Genomic DNA, 22,320 nt, shown 5'->3' on the forward strand with positions numbered 1-22,320 from the left:
TCCTCATGTCCCCAATGATTTCTTGTAAGTTTTTATTTCATTTCCAGAGTTGCACTTCTTGCAAATTTCCATTCTTTTTAGATGTTTTTTTCTTACATTCAAGAGTAAATCATAAGAATCTGTTTGAATATTTCCAATAATATTATTGTAAGCAAAATCTTGAAAGCATGCTGTAACATCACCATTATAATTAATACTCAAACTAGAGTCTCCCAAAATACAATGTCTTTTGTTAGATGACAAATCTAAATATTCACTTTCTGATGCTTTAATATCATATTTATTCATATAATAATCTCTATCTAAAAATGTTTGTTCCTTACTTCCCCCCCTGTTCCATAAAGGAAAAATAAAAATATTATTTATCCCTTTATTCTTTAAATACAGAATCGTTTCCTCTAATCCGTCAGCAATAACGGAACCACCCACTAAATGAATTATAATTTTCTGTGAATCAAAATTTTCAACAAGTAAATCAAAGTTCTTCCAAAAAATTTTGTAATCTAACCCTCTGTGAACTTTAAGAAAAGTTTCTTTCTTAACTGAGCTAATTGAAATTCTTAACTTACTAACATACTGATTTAGAGAATCAATGATTTCATCATTCATATTTGCTAAGGTGCTAACAACTGACAATTTATGTTTTGATGATATGGACTTTATATATTTCCCAAAATATGGATGTAGTGTTGGTTCTCCTCTTCCAGCGATAGAAACCTCACTAATTTCATCTTTAGGTATTTTGTTTAGAACATTCCCAATCTTAATAGCCATTCCAATCTCCATATCCCCAAACTGTTTAATCAATTCCCTTGGACACATGGAACAATCAGCAAAACATCTTGGTGTGGCCTCAATATTAATTACTCTTTTCATATCTGTAATCACTCTTTCACTAATAATGTTTTTTATCTCTAACTCATTAAAAGCTAGTCTCTGCCACCTTATTAAACAAGGTTTCACAATAATTACATTGATGGCAATAGTTTTTACATTTACTTTTCTTTGTGAATAATTCTGTTAATTTTTCATTTGGGATATTGACTTTATCGCTAAAGTGGTTATTTATTAAATCAATATAGTTACCATTATAAAATCCCTGACTATACGCTTTAATCATTAACAAGAGTGTATCAGATTTGATTGTTCTTCCTACTAGTTTAAAATCCGAAGAGATATCCTTGTAGTTAATCAAATCTTCCGGCCTAATCGTATTATTAGTAAGAAATAGATGGGGAGAATCTTGGTAGATTGATGTACAAGAAAGAGCATAGTCAATATCTTGCCCATCACCAATTGGTTGAGATAAATTATTCTGATGAAATCTTCTGTAGGGACATCCTCCAAGACAATATTCATTTACCAGAAGCTTTAATTTTGAATTCTTCAAAGCATTTTTCATTTGTCTTAATTCCTTCAAATCATTGTTGATACTAACTGAAGGACAAAGATAATCCGCTCCAAAACCTTCATAATACAAAGCTGTTCTTGTATTATTTATTTCACACATCGTTGATGTCATAACATTTAAAGAGGTTTTGCTCTTTGCTAATTCCATTAAAAATGGATGACTAAGAATGATATTATCTACCCCGATAAATTCTAATTTTTTTAAATAATCTGAAATTTCCTCCCACCACAAAGTATCTTTTTTAGGGGGAACTCCGGCAACAGCATTTAAGGTGACCGAGTAGGTCGCACCTTTACTATGAACATAATTTATCTGCTCAACTAACGAACTTACAGACTCTGCATATTGATATCTTCCACTATTAATTAGGTTTTTCAATCCCCCAGTATACACATCAGAAATTTTTTCTGATGTTGCAAGTACTTTTTTCAAAGTGTCCATTTTTCCATCATATCCAACAAGTAAATTGTAATCCATCTCTATCCCTCTTTCATTTATTTTAATATACTTTCTATACTTAAAAGTGCATTTTTCAGTCGTAATACATCCTTTTCATTGTTGTAAATATACCCTGAAATCCTAATACCGCCATCAATTTTCAAATAACTATAAAGCGGCTGACAACATTGAAACCCTGAATTAAGAGCTACACCATAACTATCAGAAAGTAGTTTAGTAACAAAATTTATATCTATATCAGGATTTTTAGGTCTAAAAGTAAATATCGGAATTGATTTATCATCACTAGGATTTATTTCAGTTATAAAATCAAGAGAAATAATTTCGTTTACTATCTTAGAAAACAACTTATTTTCGTATGCCTGAATATTTTTGTACTGAAGATTATTTAAATATTGAACTGCCGCTTTGAAACCAATAATGCCTTCAATAGGAGGGGTACCAGCTTCAAAACAGAATGGTGCTGGTTTGTACTCGTTTTTTTCCCCTATATGATTGACCATGCCGCCACCAAATATCGAAAGCTTAAGTTCTTCTTGACGTTCTTTTTTTATATATAGAATTCCAACCCCACTAGGTCCTAAAATTTTATGCGAAGAAAATGTTAAATAATCACAGTCTAGATTTTTTACATCAACTTTAAAATGTCCTATGGATTGTGTCACATCTAAAAAGGTTCTTACATCGTTTGAACGACATATTGAAATTATCTCTTTTGAATTCTGCCTGATACCTGTAACATTTGAAACATCTGAAAATGTTACACAGTTTACATCTCCAATTAATAGCCTGTCTTTTAAACTGTTTGGATTTATTTTTAAATTTTGATCCATATCTATAAACTCAACTTTTGCTTTATTCATCCAAGGTAGCAAATTTGAATGGTGTTCAACTCTGGAACATAAAATACAATCTCTTTTACTTAATTGCATCATGTTAACAAGTTTATTGATTGAATCAGTTGCACCACTTGTAAAAATGATCTCCTCGTAATCTGCATTGATAAACTCAGCAATTTCTCTTCGTGTTTCATCTAATAAATTTGAAACTATCTCAGCATTTTTATAATTTCCTCTAAAAGCATTTGCGGTATAGTTACAATAATAGTTACTGACTGCATCGATTACAGGTAAAGGTTTAAATGTTGTAGCGGCATTATCAAAATAAGCTTCTTTACAGTTATCTAAAATTGGAAAGTCTTTTCTCACATCCAACATTGCTAACTCTCCTTTAAAATAATTTTATAGTTTATTTAATCTGTAGTAATGAATTAATATCAGTTAATGTTTCGTGAAGTAACGCATAATTGCTAGAATTTAAGTTCACATAACCAATCCTCTCTCTCTTCTTTAGAAATAAGTTATTATTACACAAAATGGTCAATTCCCTTAGATCTAATGCTTTAGGTAGCCTCTCCTTAAATGCTATTGAATTCACATATCCATCCTGAGTAGCTAAAATATCTTTCCACCCTGAAAAAAATGTATTCTCTTTTTTTTCTATAATTTTCAGGTTACTTAAACCAAATATGGTATTATTAAAACATAAATGCAAATCAACTCCGTGAACTGATTCGATAGCAGGCGTCATTCTACTTCCTCCACCTACCCGAAGCCCTATTTCTCCAAAATAAAGTTCTCCAAAATCTGTTACAAAAAATTCAGCATGACATACCGAATTCGATATGCTTAGTGCTTCAACTACTGATTGATTCATTTCTATAATGTCTTTAACAATAGGATTTTTCTCATATATTGAAGGAAATATAATAGAACCTCTGCTACTTATTCCATTTTCCACATTAATGGGTTTCTCTAAATACTTAGCTACACTATGGAATACTACTTTCCCATCTTCTATAACAGAGTCACAATGATATTCTTCTCCTAAAATGTACTCTTCAACGAGGTATTCATCATTTGTAAATGTGTATTGCTCAAGCTCACTCATTTTATTGATTTTTATAGTATTTAAAGCACCTGCAGCTGAAAGTGGTTTTATAACAACTGGAAAATCATACTTAGCTACGAATATTTTTACATCTTCTATGCTTCTAACAATTTCAAAATTGGCGATCTTTATGCCAAAGTTACGCACATTTTTTTTCATTAAATACTTATTTCTACCTCTAGTTATTTCTTCTAAACTAGGACCTTTTTTGATCCCGAATCTATTTCTCATTTCAGAAGCAATTTCCAAAGTCAGCTCAAATCCAGAAACTACATTTGCTATTTTATATTTTTTCTCAACATCTCTAATCTTTTTCTCAACCTCATCATAATCGAATATATTATTCATTTTTATTACTTCATTAAATTTCTCTAATTCTCTTTCGTCACTTTTAATCATACTTTTATGACATATGAGTACTTGATACTCTTCTTTGAAATTCTCGTGAATATAATTGCTTACTTCAGGATAATCAAAAATACTTACTATAGCCTCCATGGATATCATTCTCCTTTTATTGTAAATAATTGGAATTTCCCAGAATTTTCTGGCATGATTTTTGTTACCGAAATAGCTTTAACTTGCTTGTTAAACAATTTTTTTATCTCTCTAACAATTGTAGTTATTTCAATATCATTTGCCTCATCTTCAATATATTGAAACTCTATATAATCATTTTTAATTTGAACTTTAAATAAATGAATAGAACTATTTTTACGGATTAAACAATCAATATCGTAAATCGTAATGACCTGGCTGTTACTTATATAACAATCTCTTTTTCTGCCTGATATTCTTGTTATTTCCTTGCTTTTTCCAAATTTTTTGTATTGTTTTTCACTTATATAGACAATATCGCCTACAAGATAATTTATTAAAGGCATCAAATCATTTTTGTAACTCGTCACAATCAATTCATAATAATTAGAATCTAAGATTTGCTTAAAAGATACTTCGGAACTATAATCAATGAAGCTCATTTTCAACTCATTGCCTATAAATAAATATCCTGTTTCTGTTGTTCCATAAAGATTAACTACTTCTCCACTAAAAAATTCGTTTAAATATTCATATAAATTTGTGGGACAATATTCATAACTGATTGTAATAACTGTCGGTTGAAATAGCTCCTTTTTAATTTTAAATTTTTCTTTCAACTTTAAAAAAATATAGAAATACACTGGGTCAATATCTAAGTAATATGGTCTATGCATTTCCAATTCTTCTATAATTCTATTAATATCTTTCTCTGTCCATGTCCATGGATTAAAAGAAGAATTTAGATATAACGTTTTTCCTTTCGTTCGTTCTTCTAAAGTTGCTTCTCCTAAATGACATGTTGTATTGGAACATATAGCAGTTGTAAATACAGCCTTATTTCTAAAATTTTCCAAGCTAGAAAGCAACAACGGATGTGCTTGGTAAGTCCTCTTATACTCACTATCCCACCATTTTTTTCTTCGAATTATCTGCATTCGTTCTCCTGTAGTACCAGATGTTGAAGCATACTCAACATCATTATTATGTATTGCCTCTGACAGTTTTTTAGATTTAAAATTATCTGGAAAGTTACTTATTATGTCTTTTTTGTGAGTTATAAAATCCATACCTCTTTTTTTATATATTGGTAATTCAAAAATCTCCTCCATTAATTACCTACCCCCTAATTTTTTCTTATAATTTAAGTTTTTAATCAATTATTTCGAGCTTCTTAATTTTCTTCGATAATAATATAAACTCTTTAAAAATATTTTTATACAGTGGATAATTTTTCAAAATCTTCTCACAGTGACCTTGTATTCCTAAAATAAATTTTTGATTATTACAACACTCAATCCCTTCAATAATATTATCTAAAGCTCTTGCCGAAACTTGTAATCCATCACCAAGCTTTCCAATGGCTTGATGGTGGACAGAAGAAATCTGATACTCTTTTCTCCCAAGTAACTTAAATAATTTTGATTTTTCATCAATTATAATTTCGTGATAATTAATCCATCCATCTTCTTCAATTTGATGATTAATACTACTATTTTGCAAATTTTGCTTCAAATCTCCACCTTCTGCTACATTAATTATTTGCATGCCCCTGCATATTCCTAATATTGGTTTAGCTTCTTGTTTCATTAAGTGGTATAAAGAAATTTCTAACATATCTCGTTTGACATCTGGCTTCAAAAGACTTAGATTCTCATAAAGTTGCTCTGATTTGTTATGTTGTCCATAATTGTTAGGACAAATATCTTGCCCACCAATTAAAAGTAGACCATCAAAATCTGCTATTAATCCCTCAAGTTCTTCTGTAGATAGTTTAACTATAGGTAAAATGATTGGAATTGCTCCAAGTTCAAATAAAATTTTGTAATATTCTTGATTAACTCGACATTCTATTTTTCTTTCCTTTTGTTCAGTGCCCACAATTAAAATTTTTGGTTTCATATGTATTTCTCCTTTATATAAGAAATTCTATTACACTTAAATTAAATAAAAAAGGTACAAATATTAATATATACTTACCCTTTAAAATTTTCCGTTAGATTCTTTCTTATCTAGAGAATAAAGTTAAACAAGTTAACAATAAGAATTTACTCTATACATATTTTTCTAAGTGAGACTTAACTATATATAGATTGTTAGCATTTAGTAGTTAGTGAAAAGCAAAATGGCTGATTCAATCTAGTAACTCTTCATGGTAATCTTTAAAAAATAAAAAAATGATTATCTGAGGGCATCACAAAGTTGACGTAGTGAAAACTACGAAAAAATTTAGCTATTCAGTTAAGAGGTTCAAGCAATTCGTTTTAAGGTTTTAAGTTTGCGATAGGACTGGCTGTTATTTGAGTTTATAGCAGCAATAGCAATTGATAAAAGAGAAATATGAGTGAGGGTAGTCAAATTCCTAACGGAATTTATATTTTTTACCCACATACGCTCTTGTCCAGCATTTTTAAAGCGAGCATTGTATCATTCGCATTCTGTACGTAAAGAGTAGTTTTGTTTGAATGTTTTACGCGTTCGATCAATAGATAGTCTTAAGTCATCAGGAATCTTTTGATATTTTGTACAGCCACGATTTTTCTTCCCATTTAGGAAGTTCTTATGGTTACAAGGACAATGACCAACATTAGATCATTTAAACGGGCAACAAAATTTTTGTCGAGTACGACCAGCATCTGAAAATTTTCCATCTCGATGCATAGCTAAACCAGCTTCACAAATGGGACTTCCCTTAGGTAATGTTTTAACTGTTTTAGTTCTTCGTTTGTTTAGTGGGATAAAACATTCCCCGTTATAAAGATGTGCGACTTAGTTATAAATCGCTTTCGTATCGTATCCTTTATCGGCTAAAAAAGAGCATTCAGTAATGGGTAAAAAAGAATGAGTATCCGCAAGGATACTAAGTGCAACGGTTGAGTCGGCAACATTTGCGGTAGTTGTCAATTCAGCGATTGGAAGTCCAGAGATACAATCAACCAATACATGATTTTTATATCCCCAATAAAAGTTGTATTTTCGTACATTTATCTGGTTTGAAGCAGAATGAACACCGATTTTACAATCAGAATCATTGGTTGGGACAGTTTCCTTCTTGAATTTATCACGGGAAAAAGATTTGGGATTATTAAGAGTTGTATTCGCAGAAATTGGCGTAGAGTCTAAACCGATAAAAGAAGTATCAATAATGCCTTTATCTGCAAGTATGAGTACTTGATCCTGCATAAGGTCGGATAGAATTGTATGCTCTAAATTTTTTAGGAATCTGTCGAATGACCAGTAAGAAGGTAAGGTCTGGCAATATCAAATCCGCAATAATGAGCAATCAACAGATTATTATTCAAATGATCTAGAAGTTCAGTAATCATAGGAAAACCTTCAGTTTTCATGACAATAAAAGCACAAATCATCACATGAGCGGAGTAGCCTTTACGACCAGTTTTAGGATATTCATCAATTGTTGATAAATCTAAATTTAGAAACAATTGATCATAAAATCGAGCGACAGGCTGCGAAGTAAAAAGAGATATATCTTCAAAAATTTCTTGACGGTAGATACTAATCAGCTCCTTATAGTTTTTGGCAAAATTATTTTATCACTTGGAGCTGATTGTTTCTATAAATTGGAGTGATAAAGGGAGTAGTCATATCCCTGAAACGTGTATGAATAATGGGTTTTAGACGTTTTGCACATGGCTATTTAGTGGTATTCATGGAGGTGAAGCTTTGGCATTAACTTGGGAAAACAGGAATTTTGAAAAAGGATTGTTAACAATCAATAAACCATCATCACTAACTAGAAATGGTTATTCTGTCTTACCTCTCAAGATAGAATCTTCTTATAGAGTAGTTTCTATTGATGCTAAAACATGTAAAATTTTAAAACACTGCAATTTAAATAAAAAGAATTTTTTTCTAAGCTAACACAAAAAAAAGAATATCATATTTTTAGATTACAGAGATGATTACTCATAATGTTAAGCAGTTTATCAGCACTACTCTAGATTATCAGCTTTTTTACAGGTATGTATACTTCTATGCTTTGTGAAGTAAGTGTACTTATGAAAGAAATACAAACGAGATTGCGTCAAGCTAGTCTAGGAAGATCAAAATCGATCTACTCATTTTTAAACAGTAAATAAAGAATATCTTAGTTAAAAAAACAACTATATTTTCTAATTTATAAACTTAAATCAAGGTCAAACACTCTATTCACTCAAATCACAAAAAAAGCTCTATCCTTTGTTATTCAAAGGATAGAGCTTTTAATTCAAAAATTATTGAGCGACTGGATAAACAGACACTTGCTTTTTGTCGCGGCCTTTACGTTCGAAACGTACTACGCCGTCTACTTTTGCAAATAAAGTGTCGTCTCCGCCGATACCTACGTTTGTTCCTGGGTAAATCTTAGTACCGCGTTGGCGATATAAAATTGATCCACCAGTTACAGTTTGGCCGTCAGCACTCTTAGCACCTAAGCGTTTAGATTCTGAATCACGACCATTGGAAGTAGAACCCCCACCTTTTTTATGGGCGAATAATTGTAAATTCATGTTTAGTAACATCGTCTGCACCTCCTATTTTTCATTGATAGTTTTCACTTGGATAAATTCATTATGTTCTTGCTCAACTGCTTGTAAACCTAATAATAGATTTTCCAAGAGAATTTGGGCAATGTTGGTTTGTTCCTGATTCGTATGCTCAATCATCTCCACATAAAGGTAACCACCTTCAGCTTCGTTGGTTTCTACGATCGGTTCAAAACCTGCTAAAGCGTTAATTCCATTGACAGTGCTGATCGTTAGTGCAGAAACTGCTGCGCAAACGAGATCGCTGCCGTACGGACCTGCTTCAGCGTGCCCTGAGACTTCAAAAGATAGAATTTGTCCTGCATCATTTCGTTTAAAAGAACTTTTAATCATTGATAGGCCTTCTTTCCTATACAACTTAAAAGAATTATGCGTTGATTGCTTCGATCACAACTTTTGTATATGGTTGACGGTGACCTTGTTTACGGTGAGTATGTTTTTTAGGTTTGTATTTGAACGTTACGACTTTCTTTTGTTTGCCGTGTTTTTCAACAGTTCCTTCAACAGTTGCACCTGCAATAGTTGGAGCACCTACTTTTGTAGATTCGCCGCCTACTAAGATAACTTCGTCAAAAACAACTTTTTCGCCTGCTTCTACGTCTAATTTTTCAACGTAAATTGCTTGGCCTACCTCAACTTTTACTTGTTTACCACCAGTTTTGATAATTGCGTACATGCTATAAAGCACCTCCTTCTTCTAGACTTAGACTCGCCATCCCAAGTGATGATTGCTCATACTTACAAACTTGTTCTGTGCGGTTGTAGCTGTGGAGACCACAATTACAACATTAACATCATATCAAAATTAGCGCTTGTCGTCAACGAAAAGTTCATGATTTCCAGTAATAGGGCTGTTTTCAGAAAAAGTTTGTTGTTATTTCTAATTTATGATTGACTTTGTTTTCCATGTTCATTATAATAAATTTTGTTGCGTTAGTATGCGCCAATAGCTCAGCTGGATAGAGCACTCGCCTTCTAAGCGAGCGGTCGGGAGTTCGAATCTCTCTTGGCGTATTCGATTTATCCGTTTTATTAAATAAGAAACAGCAGTCAGTAGATCTTTCTAACGACTGCTGTTTTTTTATTGTACCGTTTTAAGACAATTCAACTTTTCCTGTATATAATTGATAGTACACGCCTTTTTCTTCTAATAGATCCTCATGATTGCCGCGTTCAATAATTCTACCGTGATCCATTACCATAATCGCATCAGAATTTTGAATCGTAGATAAGCGATGGGCAATGACAAATACAGTCCGGCCTTTCATCAGACGATCCATCCCCGCCTGTACATGTTTTTCCGTTCGCGTATCGATGCTTGAGGTTGCTTCGTCTAAAATCATCACAGGAGGATCAGCAATCGCTGCTCTGGCAATTGCCAACAGCTGCCGCTGTCCTTGCGACAAGCCTTCGCCATCGCCGGTAATCACGGTGTCGTACTTCTCGGGTAAATTGTTAATGAAAACCTCCGCATTCGCTAATTTAGCGGCTTGAATGACATCTTCATCGGAAGCATCTAGCTTTCCGTAGCGAATATTTTCACGTATAGTTCCAGTAAATAAATGAGTATCCTGTAAAACAATTCCCAATGATCGTCTTAACGAGCTTTTTTGGATTTTCTTCACGTTGATGCCATCGTAACGAATTTTGCCTTCTTGAATATCGTAAAAGCGATTAATCAAATTCGTAATGGTTGTTTTCCCGGCACCGGTTGCACCTACAAAGGCGACTTTTTGTCCCGGCTCTGCATAAAGATTGATGTCTTTTAAGACTTTGTTTTTAGGATCGTAGCCAAACGAAACATCTTCAAAACGCACATCGCCAGTCAGTTCGGTATAAGAAACCGTTCCGTCCTCGTGAGGATGCTTCCAAGCCCAGAGTCCAGTTCGTGCTTCACTTTCCACCAATTGGTCGCCTTGCCGAATAACGTTTACCAACGTCACGTAGCCATCGTCAACTTCCGGCTTTTCATCGATCAATTGGAAAATCCGCTCTGCACCAGCTAAAGCCATAATTACGAAATTAATTTGTTGGGAAACCTGACTGATCGGCATGTTTAAAGAGCGACTTAATTGAAGAAAGGAAGCAATCATCCCAATCGTCATGCCTGAAATGCCATAGACAGAAAAGATTCCACCAATAACGGCTAATAAAACATACTGAATATTGAGCAGATTCATCATAATCGGCATTAAACTATTGGCATATTTATTTGCTTGCGTAGCACTTTCCCGCAATTCTTCATTCATTGCAACAAATTGGGAAATCGTCTGCGGCTCATGATTAAAAATCTTCACGACCTTTTGCCCGTGCATCATCTCTTCAATAAAGCCATTTACTTTCCCTAAATCTTGTTGTTGTTTGCCGAAATAGCGACCGCTGCGGCTAGCAATTGCACGAATCGTAACAATCATTAAGCCAACTGAAACAATCACCAGTAAGGTTAATGGCACGCTAATTGAAAACATTGCGATAAACACACTGATAAAGCTAACAAATGCTGCAATCAGGTTAGGAATACTTTGTGAAATCATTTGACGAAGTGTATCCGTGTCATTGGTGAAATGGCTCATAATGTCACCATCGGAATTCCCATCAAAGTAACGTATCGGCAAGGTTTCAAGGTGGGTAAACATTTCATCCCGAATCGATTTTTGCGTTCCTTCACTAATACGAACCATAATTAAATTATAAAACAGGTTTGAAACAATACCGACAGCGTAAATCAACGCCATCGTAGTAATAGCTTTTAATAAGCCTGAAAAATCCGGATTGCTCGTCCCCAGTAAAGGCGTAATATGATCGTCAATCACGACTTGTAAAAATAGTGATCCCCGAACATTCGCAAAGGTGCTTAAAAGAATAAAAATAAGAACTGATACAAGATGGAACTTGTAATTTTTGTACATATAAGAAAATAATCTTTTCAGTGTTCTGATTGGATTTTGGCTTCCGCGAACACCTTTTGTTTGTCCATTACGCATTCTCGTCACCAAATCCTTTCGCTTGAGATTCATAAACTTCCTGATAAATTTGGTTGCTTGCCAGCAACTCGTCGTGCGTACCGATCGCATTAATTCGTCCCTTATCCATTACAATAATTCGATCTGAATCTTGAACGGAAGAAACACGCTGACCGATGATAAAGGTCGTCGTTCCCGGAATTTCCTGACGCATACCTTCACGAATCAAGCGGTCGGTTTTGGTATCTACAGCACTGGTTGAATCATCCAAAATTAAGATTTTCGGCTTTTTCAATAAGGCACGGGCAATACACAAACGCTGCTTTTGACCGCCGGAAACATTATTTCCGCCTTGTGAAATCATGGTATCATATTTATCCGGAAACTCTTGGATAAAGCTGTCTGCCTGTGCGATCTTGCATACACGAATTAAATCCTCATCTGTTGCCTCTTCATTGCCCCAGCGTAAATTTTCTTTGATTGTTCCTGTAAACAAAACATTGTTTTGCAAGACCATACTCACTTGGTCACGCAGCGTTTTAAGGTCGTATTCCCGCACATCTCGTCCGCCAACCTCGACTACGCCTTTGGTTACATCATAAAGCCGGGGAATCAGCTGAACCAACGTAGACTTAGAGCTTCCTGTTCCACCGACAATACCTATCACTTCTCCTGATTTGATTTCCATATCAGCATCCATCAAAGCTAATTTGTCCATATCTTCGGCATAGCTAAAGCTGACATCTTTAAAACGAACAGAACCGTCTGACACTTCATAGACAGGAGCCTCGTTATTTTTCAAATCACTTTCTTCTGATAAAACTGCCGTAATCCGTTCTGCAGAAGTTCGCGCCACAATAACCATCACAAAAACCATAGACAGCATGTTCAAGCTCATCAAAATTTGCATCGTATAGGTAAACATGCTGACTAGCTCACCGGTTGTCAAGCTGCCGCCGACTACAAACTTAGCACCCAGCCATGAAATCAGCAGCATACAGACATAAATCGCAAATTGCAAAATTGGATTATTAAACGCCACAATACTTTGAGCTTTTGAAAAAGTTTTATAAATATCTTGAGAAACTGACTTGAATTTTTGATCCTCATGCTCTTCCCGAACGTATGATTTCACCACACGAATCCCTTGAAGATTTTCTTGAACCACATTATTTAATTTATCATAAATCCGAAAAACCTTATTAAAATTTGGGTGAGCAAAGTAAATGACCAGCGCTAAACCAATCATCAAAAAAGGCACGACGCCCAGATAAATCAACGATAAGTCCTTATTAATTCGAAACGCCATCGCCAACGAAAAGATAAAAATCAGCGGGCTGCGAACCAAAATTCGAATGATCATTTGATACGCATTTTGAACATTGGTAACGTCTGTTGTCATCCGAGTAATCAGACTTGAAGTAGAAAATCGATCAATATTCGAAAAGGAGAAACCTTGAATTCGTTTAAACAATTGATCCCGCAAATTTTTGGCGAAGCCAGCCGATGCTACAGCCGCATAACGCCCGGACATAGCCCCAAAATACAAGGCAATGACTGCACATACAAACAAAACAGCGCCATACATTAAAATGGCGTTTTTATCACCTTTTTCAATTCCATTATCAATCATCATGGCCATCACTAAAGGAATAATAATATCCAAAGCTACTTCGCCGGTTACAAATAAGGGCGTAATAATACTTTCTTTTTTATACTCGCCTACATTGGCAATCAGTTTTTTTATCACGTAATGCGCCTGCCTTTCTTGTCTATTTTTTTACTATTTTCAGATATTTTCTCTACCACTGCAAAAAAAACACTTAGCTCTGTTTCAGGAATATCTTCCACCAGCGATCGATTGAAGGTTTGCAGTTTTGAGATATTCTCCTTCACTTTTTGTTGCCCCAGTTCGGTCAAAACGATTGATTTAAGTCGATTATCATCTTTGCAGCTTTTACGCTGAATGAATGAACGCTTTTCCATCGTTTGCAGCACACCGGTAGCTGTTGAACGTCGAATATCAAATTCCTGTTCGATATCTTTTTGATAAACGGGAATCTGCTCTTTATTGCGACGATGAATAAAGTTCAGCATACTCATTTGGGTACTTGAGGAAGATGCGCCGTCTTCTTTTAAGATTTCTGCTGCTTTTCGGTTTAACTCGTTCGCCAAAATCCGAATTTTCAGCGCGACTTTTCTGTCCATATTTTCCCTCCTCATTAAATAGTTCGTGACCTAACTATCTTACGATAATTAGGTGGGCAGGTCAAGAGAGAAAGTGGTTTTTGTTTAGGTTTAGTGAAGATAAATAAAAAAACCGTTATAGACTCAGAAATTTCTGAATGTATAACGGGTGTATATCTAGTTTTTGTGCGTTAAATATTTTTTCACCAGAGAACTTATTCCATATATAATTAAAGTAATAAGTGAAATGATTTTAATTACTAAAGATAGCTTGAAAAAATTACTAGGATTATAACCGATCACAACTGTATTTTCCCCTTTAGGAGCTTTTAAAATTAAACTACCAATCTGTGATACTTTATAATCAGTTTTGCTGAGTTTTTTCTTATTTAGTGTTACGGTACTTCGCTTATAAATGCTTACAGGTAATAATACCTCATCATTGTTCGTTTCATTTTCCCAAGTTAATGCTAATTGATTCTTTTCAGTCACCGTTTTTTTCAGTGCTGTTTTATTATGCAAAATTTCTTCTGAGTAAGTTTCGTACGTATTAAACGATTTATCACTATACCTAGGTAAGTAATCTGAGGTGGACTTTGTAACAGTATTAAAAGCAGCGCCTAATGGATTGTGTCCACCAAAAGCTTGACGAATCTTTTCAGGATCACTTTCAAAAATAGTTGCAGCTTTATCAGTAATAGGCTGATCAGATTTCCAAGCATCCGCACTTGAAGCGATTTGCAAATTAACATTATTACAACTTAGTAGGGCTAAAGTAATGAAAAAAGCTAGAAAAAGTCGTTGTAAAGTAGGATTTTTTTTCAAACTTTCTTCATGTAACTTTTGCATCCTCATTCCCCAACCTAATAGCAATAAAATACATGCTACACATACAAAACGCTGTGGAAACTGCATAGATTGAATAAAAGTGAATTTTGCCGCAATACTATTCCAAGGTACAAATTTTGAAGATAGCAATAAAAAGAATAAACCGACTGAATGAATCAATTTCTCAAAAGAAGAAAGTTGTTTCCAAAATATGCCCGCTGAAACAGCTTGAAAAATAAAAAGAAAAGAAAAAATCAGCCCTAAGGCTGCCCAGCCGGGCGCTCCAATTGAAAATGAAGTGCTGTTTGACAGCATATCTTGAACTGCATATGGTTTAATCAGTCGGTCTCCAGATAGATCCAGCACACTGCCAAAAGTATTTGCTGAAAGTAACACTGCAATTAGAACCGCTAAAAGTGTATCTTTAATCATTTGCCATTTATTTTTGCAATAAATAAACGTATAAACATAAAAAGGAACTAAAGCCAACACAGCTAATACTGTTGAAAAAAGATGCACAGAAATCAATAGAGCAATTGGTAAACCTAACAATAAAGGTTTAATGGGTCGTTCTTTATGCTGAAACATATAGACAGCTGGAAGAAGTGCCAATGGTAAAAAGGCTGCCCCCCAACCAGAAAAATTAGTGACAAGTGCATAATAAGCAATCGTCGCTGTAGACATATAAAAAATAGCCGCAACAATTGAATATATATGAGAGATTTTTGCATACCGACACAACGCATACATTGTACTACCACTAACAAAGAAACACAGAAAAGAAGAAATTAACTGGAATTTAAACCAAGTTCCAACTATTGTTAATAGTAGCGCTTGAACAATTGCAAAGTCCATTCCATACATTGCATTAACTACTCTGCCAGACTGAGCAAAACCATACAATGATTGAAAATAACTAAAATGTCCTGTCGTTAATTGTTGACTTAGATCGTAAAAACGATTCATATGAAATAAAAAATCATTTGAAACAATTAGTGCATGTTTATAAAGCTGAGGTGAAACCATGAGAAAGGATAGTATGCCAATAATAAAGATTGCTTGCAATAGATTTTTTTTTGAGTGTTTGATTGCCGACCACTTAAACATTTCATTACCTCCATTTACTAGGTCTATCATATCATATAGTTTTTTCTTAGCCTACACATGGACGAAAAATTAATTACATTTAAATATGAAACAATATATTCCTGAAACAGAGGTCGCTTTTGCGTCAATGCTTTAATCGAAGCAATGCCACAAACACTCTTTCTTGAATTAGAAGATCAACTAGGTCGACCCACTTACCATCTAAAAAAGTCAGGAGACAACCGCTCACCTTTTAGCTGAAGCATTTGTCTTATTTCGCCGTCAATTGATCACCAATCAAGTGATTGATAATGAAGCGATATTTATTGATGGTACAAAAATTGAAGCAGATGCCAACAAATTCAGTTTCATCTGACACAAAGCGACCAATCGTTATTTTGGATAAGCAATCAAACGAATTCTATCAAACCCTTTATCAAGAAGAAATAATGTATGGCGCTATTTCAAATCAAAATGTAAAAAGAAGCTTTTAGAGGAAAAAACAGGTTCGATCTATCGGAAACGGAAGATCGAACCTGTACTAGTGTTTGGTCATCTGAAGGCTCATTTGGCGTTCCATCGTTTCCATTTACGAGGGAGAAAACGGGCAAAAATTGACATCGGCATGGCTCTTATGGCATTAAATTTAAGAAAATGAGGGAACTGTACGGAGAAAAAGAATCCTAAAGAAGAAAAAACAAGTCCGATTTTAATGGTTAATGTCAAAATCGAACTTGTTTTTTTTGGAGAAAGGACTACTATCCCAGTCTCGTCTGTTTATTTTTTAGATAATGGTTTTCTTTATGCAATTCGTTTCCACATAAAAACCGTAGTATATGGTTGTAAATTACTAGAAGAATCGGTTTTTCCAGCAAGAGCGGTTCCCCATGCTAAAGTCGTACTATCCGCTAAAGCCGTAAAATTATTTGCTCTGACATTTGCCTTATATTCAGGTATATCTTTTGATAAACCTTTATAAGCCAATGTAGTGCCAGTCATTTGAAGTTGAGCATAGGCTTTGCTTAGTCCATGATCATGTAATTTACTTCCACCTGTTTTTCCCAGAGAAAAATCTGTATCACCTTCGTCAACGCCAACTAGTACTTTTCCCTTGATTCGTTCCCACGTTCCTCCCATAAGAGTTGCTGGATTTGTAGAATTTAACGTTTGAAAGATCGCACCTACAGGATAAAAAATATCCAATAAATTTTTCCCATTTATTTGAATAGCATCTTTAAAATTCTTAACCCCAGCAATTTCTTCATCGCCTGTCTTTTTTACTACTGCTTCATCTAAATTATCAATCGCACTTACATGTGTTTTCGGATAAAGTAAATTTCCTTTTTCTTCTAATTGTACGATATCTGCCATTATACTGATCCCACCTTATTGAAAGTTATTGTTGGTAATGTATCTAATTTGGTTTTGTCAGCTGCACTCATAAGTCCAGCTGTTGTTGAAGTTGCAGGAGCTGTCGTTGTTGCATTGACACCGGCTGGGCCGGCTGGTCCTTCTGGGCCGGCTGGGCCGGGTTCTCCTTGTTCGCCTTTAATTGTTGTGATTCCCTCTACCGCACTTACATGGGTTTTCGGGTATACCACTACGCCGTTACTTTTCAATTCAACGATATCTGTCATACTGATCCCACCTTGTCTATTGTAATGCCAGTTCCTTCCACGCCTAAATCTTTTGCCGTCAATGTAATATCACCCGTTTTGCCATTAATGGATGTTACGCCGGTTCCTATTGTCGCTATATTTTCCAACCCAAGTACAGCATTTACATGTGTTTCTGGAAAGACTTGACGTTTGATGCCGGCTTGATCTGTTTCCATTACTTTTTTAATTTCTACTTCCGCCATTAAATGGATCCCACCTTTCGTAAATAGAACGTATCCTGCTGTTGACTGTCAATTTCAGCAATCACTAAAGCTGAATCTATTTTTTTATGTGCAACGGTTCCTAATTTTTCTACACTGTGATTCAAGCTGAACTTATCATCACGGATGGTACGGATGATGCCTGTTTCACTGCTTTTTAAAGTAAAATGAGCTTGCTTTAGCTCCTCAATCAGATTTAAAAGATTGCCCGCTGCTGCTTCATCTAAAATCTGTTTAATCGATGCAAACCATTGGTCAAATTCAGCTCTTTGCACCTTTGTCCATTCGTCATAGCGAGTTTGACCTGCAGCAATCCATTCTTGAAACTCACTAATGATGCGTTTCAGCTCTGCCTGAGCGACCAAATACCAGTCATCATATGTGTTCTGACATGTTTTCACCCATTCAGTAAAATAACGTAAAATTTCTTCAAATGTCCAAATGTAGTTGCTGTCTTGAATACCGTCATCATAAATACTTTCTTTGACCTGATAAGAAAAGTCTCTCGTTGAAAATTGCTGTCTCCAGCTTAAATCTTCTTTTAGCTCTCTAAAGCTGAAATAAGCGGTATTTTCTCCGACAGCCTGCATATCATAATTGGTCAATGTATATTGTAGCTTCCCTTTTTTCGCATCAATCACCTTGCTGACTTTTTGTTCAGATAAACCTAAGCTTGCATGATGTCCTTGCTTCACGCAGAAAAAGGGGGTTAAATTTGAAATGTCTTTCGGTTTCCCATTTTCCGTTACCGTCACATCCAGCACTTGCGAACCTTCATCAAACTGACGAATCACAATGCTGGGAATGTTGTCGTTTGGTTGTGTAATAGATAAAAAAATCGGATAAATAATCGACATTTACTCACTCCTTTCTATAACTAGTTATTTGGGTGGAATAATAATCGAACTAATTTCACTCGAACCAACCCATGCTCGTTCATATTTTCCTACAACTTGTCCCAAACCAATATTTTGTTCATAGGTTTGAAAAACGCCAGTTCCTACTCCTCGGATCACTCCGGTATGTCCGTAAGTACCATCCACTGCAAAGTTGCCAATATTGCCGCCTCGTCGCCAGTTAATGATTGCGCCGGTGACTAGATCCTGATAGGACGGATTGAATATTACCTTCCAGCCGACTGCCGCCCAATTATAGGCGCTGCCGATATCTGCCGCAGCAGAGGTATCACCAATTACATGGCTCAAACCATATCTTGTTCCTGCTCCTAAACCACAGCCACCCAAGAAGCCGGAATATTCTGCAGGAACTGCATAACATTGACCATTTCCTAAAGGTTGTTTATACAAGGTTTCTAAATGATCAAGGCCGGCTTTTCCGGTTGTCGTCGAAGCTTTGAGGTCTTTAAATTTATTGTACCAACTTTGTGCGTAGCCTTGTCTTTCCGGATGATTTTCCGCCGGACGTTCAAAATTTTCCTCAAAGACATAAGCAGCCAGTTGCGGATCACTTAACGCTTTAAACTGTGCGACAGATCCAGGTTCTACAGCTGCTAGCCATTGGCCATTATACATGCTCCAATCCAACAAACGTGCTTGACCTAAAAGTGAATTGTATTTATCATTGATTCCCGCTACGTTAATTAGACGTTTTACGTATTCAATACCATCAGATGTCGGACTGCCGACTAAGGGATACCTTGAACCATCCCACTGTACAAGTCCATAACCGGGTCCAACACCGTCTTGCAGGGTATCCGGATCCATCGTTCCGCCTGTTTCCTGTTGAACGTTGCCAAGTATGCCAGCGGCGGCCGCTTTGCTGTAGCCACTTGATAATAAAAAGGACCATAAATCCCAAGCAAATTTGTCCATTTGACTGGTTATTTCCGCTGGATAGCCGCCAGTTCCAGCACCGCCGCTATTACCGCCTTGCTGCCCCGGAACAATTTCTTTCCCATTTATGAAAAGCTTTCCTTTAATATGAAGATTTCCATCAATTTGCAAATCGCCATTATGCTTCCAGGTTGCTCTGGAATTAAGCTTAGGCTCTTCCATCGTGCTTTCTTTAGGGATTTGGATAACATAATTAGAGCCCTTCCCCGCGTTCTTACTTTTAGAATTTAAAGAAAATATGAAGCCCGGCTCTTGAATCACAGCAAAGCCATTTACCTGATTGTCACTTAACGTTGCACAAATGGTTCCTAAGGTTTTATCAACCAGCTTGTCTCTGAAAAGAATTGTTCCATCTAAAATCTTAATTTGGAAAGTTTTATCTAAAGTCTTAAACGTACAGCCTTCAATAGTTCGTCCTCTGATAGTGCCTGCCTGAATAAAATCAGCATTAAATTTACCATCAATTGTCCAAGCAGTTTTATAGTTGCCTTTGTTAAAATCACCATCAATAAAGCCAATTCCTTCGCTGTTCGCTACTAAAAAGTGATCACTCGTTTCAAGAGAATCCTTGTTCATCCAAACCATTTGATAGGGCTCGCGGCTTTTAGATTTACCCGTTTCAATTCCGTTCATTAACTTAATCGAACCGCCTTTAGCTCCGCGAATAATGTCATCCTGCCACTTGGATATTTCCTCAGAATCATAGAAGGTCATCTTTTTTTCTTCCAGTGTTTCTACATTGCCTTTTAACTCAGAAATGGTTTTTGACATACTCTGGGTAATATTATCTCCTAAGCCCGCTTCCACTTTACCGGTTAACCGATCAACTTTCACTTTAAAGATGCGTGTTTGGTAATGATAGCTGCGTTCGTGGTTATGAATCGTAACAGTATTTCCAATGGTATCGCCGCCAAGTATTTCGGTTTTAAATTGCGTCAGCGGACGTGAATATTCGATCAGCTCTTGGTAAGTTTGCTGTAATAATTTTTCCGGATCTTCTTCTTGGTCAAAAGTAATGACCTTTTCACGTTTTCGCATGCCGCCGTTTTTCAGCGGAATCCCATATAACTTCGTCATTTCAGGAAACTCCAACCAATTTTGCCCTTTAGATTTGTCCAAGGGATCTCCATTGGCTTTTTTCCATTCAATTGAGGTAAATTCGACGCGTTTGCCTTGACCATCGCCAACGTCTTCTCCACGACCGCGACCAATCAAGCTTGTATACACCTGATTGCGATCTTGTTCTTTGACAATGCTTAAGGCTTTGTCTCCGTAAGTGAATCGTTGATTACTTTTCTCGCCGATCTCCTGATAGACTTCCAGCCATTTTTTGGTAATACCAATGCCGTCAATTTCATATTTAAATAAAATTTCACAGCCCTTTGTCTGAATTTCTTTGAGTGCATCACGAACAGAGGAATAGCTAAAATCAGCTGTTATTAAGGGTAAGTCAGCCGCGACTTTGCCTACCTGCCATTCTGTTTCTGTCAGTAATTTTTCTAGTGTTGTTTTAATTGAGGCATTTTTAACCTGCAGATGTTTCACCACATAGGAATCTAGTTCATCTGGTGCAAAAGCTATCCCAACAAAAGAAAGCAGATTTTCAGCTTCACTATCAATAACGATCCGATACAGACTATAAACATTCGTTTCTTCTTTTACTGCCATATAAGATGCGTTCGTTAATTCTTTGTCATAAATAGTGGAAACATTTAATGTGTCTTTTAATAATTCTGACTGATTGGCTGTAATTTCTTTTTCCTGAATTACCTCAACCAGTTCACTTTCGTTTACGATTCGCAGTAAATGCTGATGCTCATCAAAAAAATAAACACTTTCACTCATAGCTGCACCTCCCGATAAGAAATTAGCATTGTGCCATTCGTACACGTAATCGTTTGTCCTTGCTCAATATAGAAATTCTCAAAATCACTTTCCAAATCTAATAAAAAGGTTTGATCAATCCCATTTACAAAAACTTTCCCTTTGAGAAAATCAAAAACAAGTTGATCGCCGGCATTCAGCTGGTAGCCGGTAATTTGAATGGATTTGTTTTCATTCTGAATTCTAATTGTACCGAAGCGTGCTATCGTTACTTCAATTTTTTCCGGGGTAATCGGATAGGGTAAATAGGTGGTAATCGTTCCATCAGTTTTTAATAACACTGCATATTTTTTAGGATCAGTACAAAGAATTTCTACGCTTGAAATGATCATATTGGTATCCCCGCGCACCTCATCTGAGGCTGCATATTGTCCATGATAGTGGTAGTCCAGCTCATCTCTAAAACGTATTTCGACAGGCTTTTCTCTATAGAGCAGCCGCATTAGCTGATGATACTTTTTCTGTACATCCTGAGCATCTTGACCGATTAGCTGGTACGTCACTTTAATAGTACGCGCCGGCAGCTTTTGGTTCAGTTTTAAACTGCCGACCTGTGTTTCTTGCGTTTCAATATCAAGAGACAGCATTTCTCTGCCTGTTACCGCTAAGGTACGATACCCTGCAATCATTTTTTCAATATAATTGCCGTCATACAGCATCGCAGAAGAAGGCAGAAATAAATCATCTTTATGGTTCTTTAGTTGTGTGTCTTCAAAATAGTACATGGTTTCTCCTC

Annotated in this window: 24 protein-coding genes, 1 tRNA gene and 1 other annotated feature; of the genes, 4 read left to right on the top strand and 21 right to left on the bottom strand. The window is 35.6% G+C overall.

Translation table 11 applies throughout. From position 1 onward, the window contains the following. Positions 1-3 precede the first annotated feature (3 nt). The 8 genes from ABH902_RS04955 to ABH902_RS04990 form a co-directional block, all read right to left on the bottom strand. Positions 4-876 (bottom strand): radical SAM protein, encoded by an 873-nt coding sequence (locus ABH902_RS04955; protein WP_404589447.1) that lies wholly within the window; start codon positions 874-876, stop codon positions 4-6. Positions 877-922: 46 nt separating this feature from the next. Beyond that, on the bottom strand, positions 923-1,888 hold the full coding sequence (locus ABH902_RS04960; RefSeq protein ID WP_404589448.1) for a U32 family peptidase: 966 nt from the start codon (positions 1,886-1,888) through the stop codon (positions 923-925). Positions 1,889-1,905: 17 nt separating this feature from the next. Then, positions 1,906-3,087, bottom strand: coding sequence for an aminotransferase class V-fold PLP-dependent enzyme (locus ABH902_RS04965; protein ID WP_404589449.1), 1,182 nt, complete (start codon positions 3,085-3,087; stop codon positions 1,906-1,908). A 31-nt stretch (positions 3,088-3,118) separates the two neighbouring features. Beyond that, complete coding sequence (locus ABH902_RS04970) at positions 3,119-4,318, bottom strand: acetyl-CoA carboxylase biotin carboxylase subunit family protein (RefSeq protein ID WP_404589450.1); 1,200 nt, start codon at positions 4,316-4,318, stop codon at positions 3,119-3,121. A 5-nt stretch (positions 4,319-4,323) separates the two neighbouring features. Continuing rightward, positions 4,324-5,469, bottom strand: a complete 1,146-nt coding sequence (locus ABH902_RS04975; protein WP_404589451.1) for a hypothetical protein — start codon at positions 5,467-5,469, stop codon at positions 4,324-4,326. Positions 5,470-5,509: 40 nt separating this feature from the next. Beyond that, a complete protein-coding gene (locus tag ABH902_RS04980) occupies positions 5,510-6,259 on the bottom strand; it encodes a gamma-glutamyl-gamma-aminobutyrate hydrolase family protein (protein ID WP_404589452.1) in 750 nt (249 codons plus the stop codon). 867 nt (positions 6,260-7,126) lie between these two features. Then, on the bottom strand, positions 7,127-7,540 hold the full coding sequence (locus tag ABH902_RS04985; protein ID WP_404589453.1) for a transposase: 414 nt from the start codon (positions 7,538-7,540) through the stop codon (positions 7,127-7,129). A gap of 32 nt (positions 7,541-7,572) precedes the next feature. Beyond that, on the bottom strand, positions 7,573-7,800 hold the full coding sequence (locus ABH902_RS04990; RefSeq protein WP_404589454.1) for a transposase: 228 nt from the start codon (positions 7,798-7,800) through the stop codon (positions 7,573-7,575). Positions 7,801-8,041: 241 nt separating this feature from the next. Between ABH902_RS04990 and ABH902_RS04995 the strand changes: the two genes are divergently transcribed. After that, complete coding sequence (locus ABH902_RS04995; protein ID WP_404589455.1) at positions 8,042-8,239, top strand: hypothetical protein; 198 nt, start codon at positions 8,042-8,044, stop codon at positions 8,237-8,239. A 353-nt stretch (positions 8,240-8,592) separates the two neighbouring features. Here the strand turns inward: ABH902_RS04995 and rpmA are convergent, their stop codons facing one another. From rpmA to rplU, 3 genes are read right to left on the bottom strand one after another with little or no spacing between them, the layout of a single operon-like run. Then, a complete protein-coding gene (gene rpmA / locus ABH902_RS05000) occupies positions 8,593-8,880 on the bottom strand; it encodes a 50S ribosomal protein L27 (protein WP_404589456.1) in 288 nt (95 codons plus the stop codon). A gap of 12 nt (positions 8,881-8,892) precedes the next feature. Continuing rightward, positions 8,893-9,237 (bottom strand): ribosomal-processing cysteine protease Prp, encoded by a 345-nt coding sequence (locus tag ABH902_RS05005; RefSeq protein WP_404589457.1) that lies wholly within the window; start codon positions 9,235-9,237, stop codon positions 8,893-8,895. Positions 9,238-9,271: 34 nt separating this feature from the next. Then, on the bottom strand, positions 9,272-9,580 hold the full coding sequence (gene rplU, locus ABH902_RS05010) for a 50S ribosomal protein L21 (RefSeq protein ID WP_154774372.1): 309 nt from the start codon (positions 9,578-9,580) through the stop codon (positions 9,272-9,274). A 19-nt stretch (positions 9,581-9,599) separates the two neighbouring features. Then, positions 9,600-9,675: a sequence feature (ribosomal protein L21 leader region), on the bottom strand. A gap of 169 nt (positions 9,676-9,844) precedes the next feature. Between rplU and ABH902_RS05015 the strand changes: the two genes are divergently transcribed. Beyond that, positions 9,845-9,918 (top strand) — tRNA-Arg (locus tag ABH902_RS05015). A gap of 80 nt (positions 9,919-9,998) precedes the next feature. On the opposite strand, the gene ABH902_RS05020 is transcribed toward ABH902_RS05015, so the two are convergent. The 4 genes from ABH902_RS05020 to ABH902_RS05035 form a co-directional block, all read right to left on the bottom strand. After that, positions 9,999-11,888, bottom strand: coding sequence for an ABC transporter ATP-binding protein (locus ABH902_RS05020; RefSeq protein ID WP_404589458.1), 1,890 nt, complete (start codon positions 11,886-11,888; stop codon positions 9,999-10,001). Then, positions 11,881-13,617, bottom strand: coding sequence for an ABC transporter ATP-binding protein (locus ABH902_RS05025; RefSeq protein ID WP_404589459.1), 1,737 nt, complete (start codon positions 13,615-13,617; stop codon positions 11,881-11,883). Before ABH902_RS05025 ends, ABH902_RS05020 begins: the two co-directional genes overlap by 8 nt. Beyond that, positions 13,614-14,075 (bottom strand): MarR family winged helix-turn-helix transcriptional regulator, encoded by a 462-nt coding sequence (locus ABH902_RS05030; protein ID WP_404589460.1) that lies wholly within the window; start codon positions 14,073-14,075, stop codon positions 13,614-13,616. Before ABH902_RS05030 ends, ABH902_RS05025 begins: the two co-directional genes overlap by 4 nt. A 156-nt stretch (positions 14,076-14,231) precedes the next feature. Then, positions 14,232-15,989: a hypothetical protein gene (locus ABH902_RS05035; protein WP_404589461.1), complete on the bottom strand. Its 1,758-nt coding sequence runs from the start codon at positions 15,987-15,989 to the stop codon at positions 14,232-14,234. Between the two features lie 290 nt (positions 15,990-16,279). Here ABH902_RS05035 and ABH902_RS05040 point away from each other — a divergent pair, with 290 nt between their 5' ends. Beyond that, positions 16,280-16,462: a hypothetical protein gene (locus ABH902_RS05040; protein WP_404589462.1), complete on the top strand. Its 183-nt coding sequence runs from the start codon at positions 16,280-16,282 to the stop codon at positions 16,460-16,462. Then, positions 16,387-16,626, top strand: a complete 240-nt coding sequence (locus tag ABH902_RS05045) for a transposase (RefSeq protein ID WP_404589616.1) — start codon at positions 16,387-16,389, stop codon at positions 16,624-16,626. The genes ABH902_RS05040 and ABH902_RS05045 overlap by 76 nt, the downstream gene beginning before the upstream one ends. A 143-nt stretch (positions 16,627-16,769) precedes the next feature. Here the strand turns inward: ABH902_RS05045 and ABH902_RS05050 are convergent, their stop codons facing one another. From ABH902_RS05050 to ABH902_RS05075, 6 genes are read right to left on the bottom strand one after another with little or no spacing between them, the layout of a single operon-like run. Next, the gene (locus tag ABH902_RS05050) at positions 16,770-17,339 is read right to left on the bottom strand and encodes a phage baseplate protein (protein ID WP_404589463.1); all 570 of its coding nucleotides are present in this window, start codon (positions 17,337-17,339) and stop codon (positions 16,770-16,772) included. Then, positions 17,339-17,605 carry a collagen-like protein gene (locus ABH902_RS05055; protein ID WP_404589464.1) on the bottom strand — a complete coding sequence of 89 codons (267 nt, stop codon included), beginning with the start codon at positions 17,603-17,605 and terminating at the stop codon, positions 17,339-17,341. The genes ABH902_RS05050 and ABH902_RS05055 overlap by 1 nt, the downstream gene beginning before the upstream one ends. Further along, positions 17,602-17,829, bottom strand: coding sequence for a hypothetical protein (locus ABH902_RS05060; RefSeq protein ID WP_404589465.1), 228 nt, complete (start codon positions 17,827-17,829; stop codon positions 17,602-17,604). Before ABH902_RS05060 ends, ABH902_RS05055 begins: the two co-directional genes overlap by 4 nt. Further along, complete coding sequence (locus tag ABH902_RS05065) at positions 17,829-18,704, bottom strand: phage baseplate upper protein (protein ID WP_404589466.1); 876 nt, start codon at positions 18,702-18,704, stop codon at positions 17,829-17,831. The genes ABH902_RS05060 and ABH902_RS05065 overlap by 1 nt, the downstream gene beginning before the upstream one ends. A gap of 24 nt (positions 18,705-18,728) precedes the next feature. Beyond that, positions 18,729-21,545, bottom strand: a complete 2,817-nt coding sequence (locus ABH902_RS05070; protein WP_404589467.1) for a phage tail spike protein — start codon at positions 21,543-21,545, stop codon at positions 18,729-18,731. After that, positions 21,542-22,309, bottom strand: a complete 768-nt coding sequence (locus tag ABH902_RS05075; RefSeq protein ID WP_404589468.1) for a distal tail protein Dit — start codon at positions 22,307-22,309, stop codon at positions 21,542-21,544. Before ABH902_RS05075 ends, ABH902_RS05070 begins: the two co-directional genes overlap by 4 nt. Positions 22,310-22,320 lie beyond the last annotated feature (11 nt).

This window comes from Enterococcus sp. UD-01, assembly GCF_044909655.1.
Lineage (GTDB): Bacteria > Bacillota > Bacilli > Lactobacillales > Enterococcaceae > Enterococcus_L.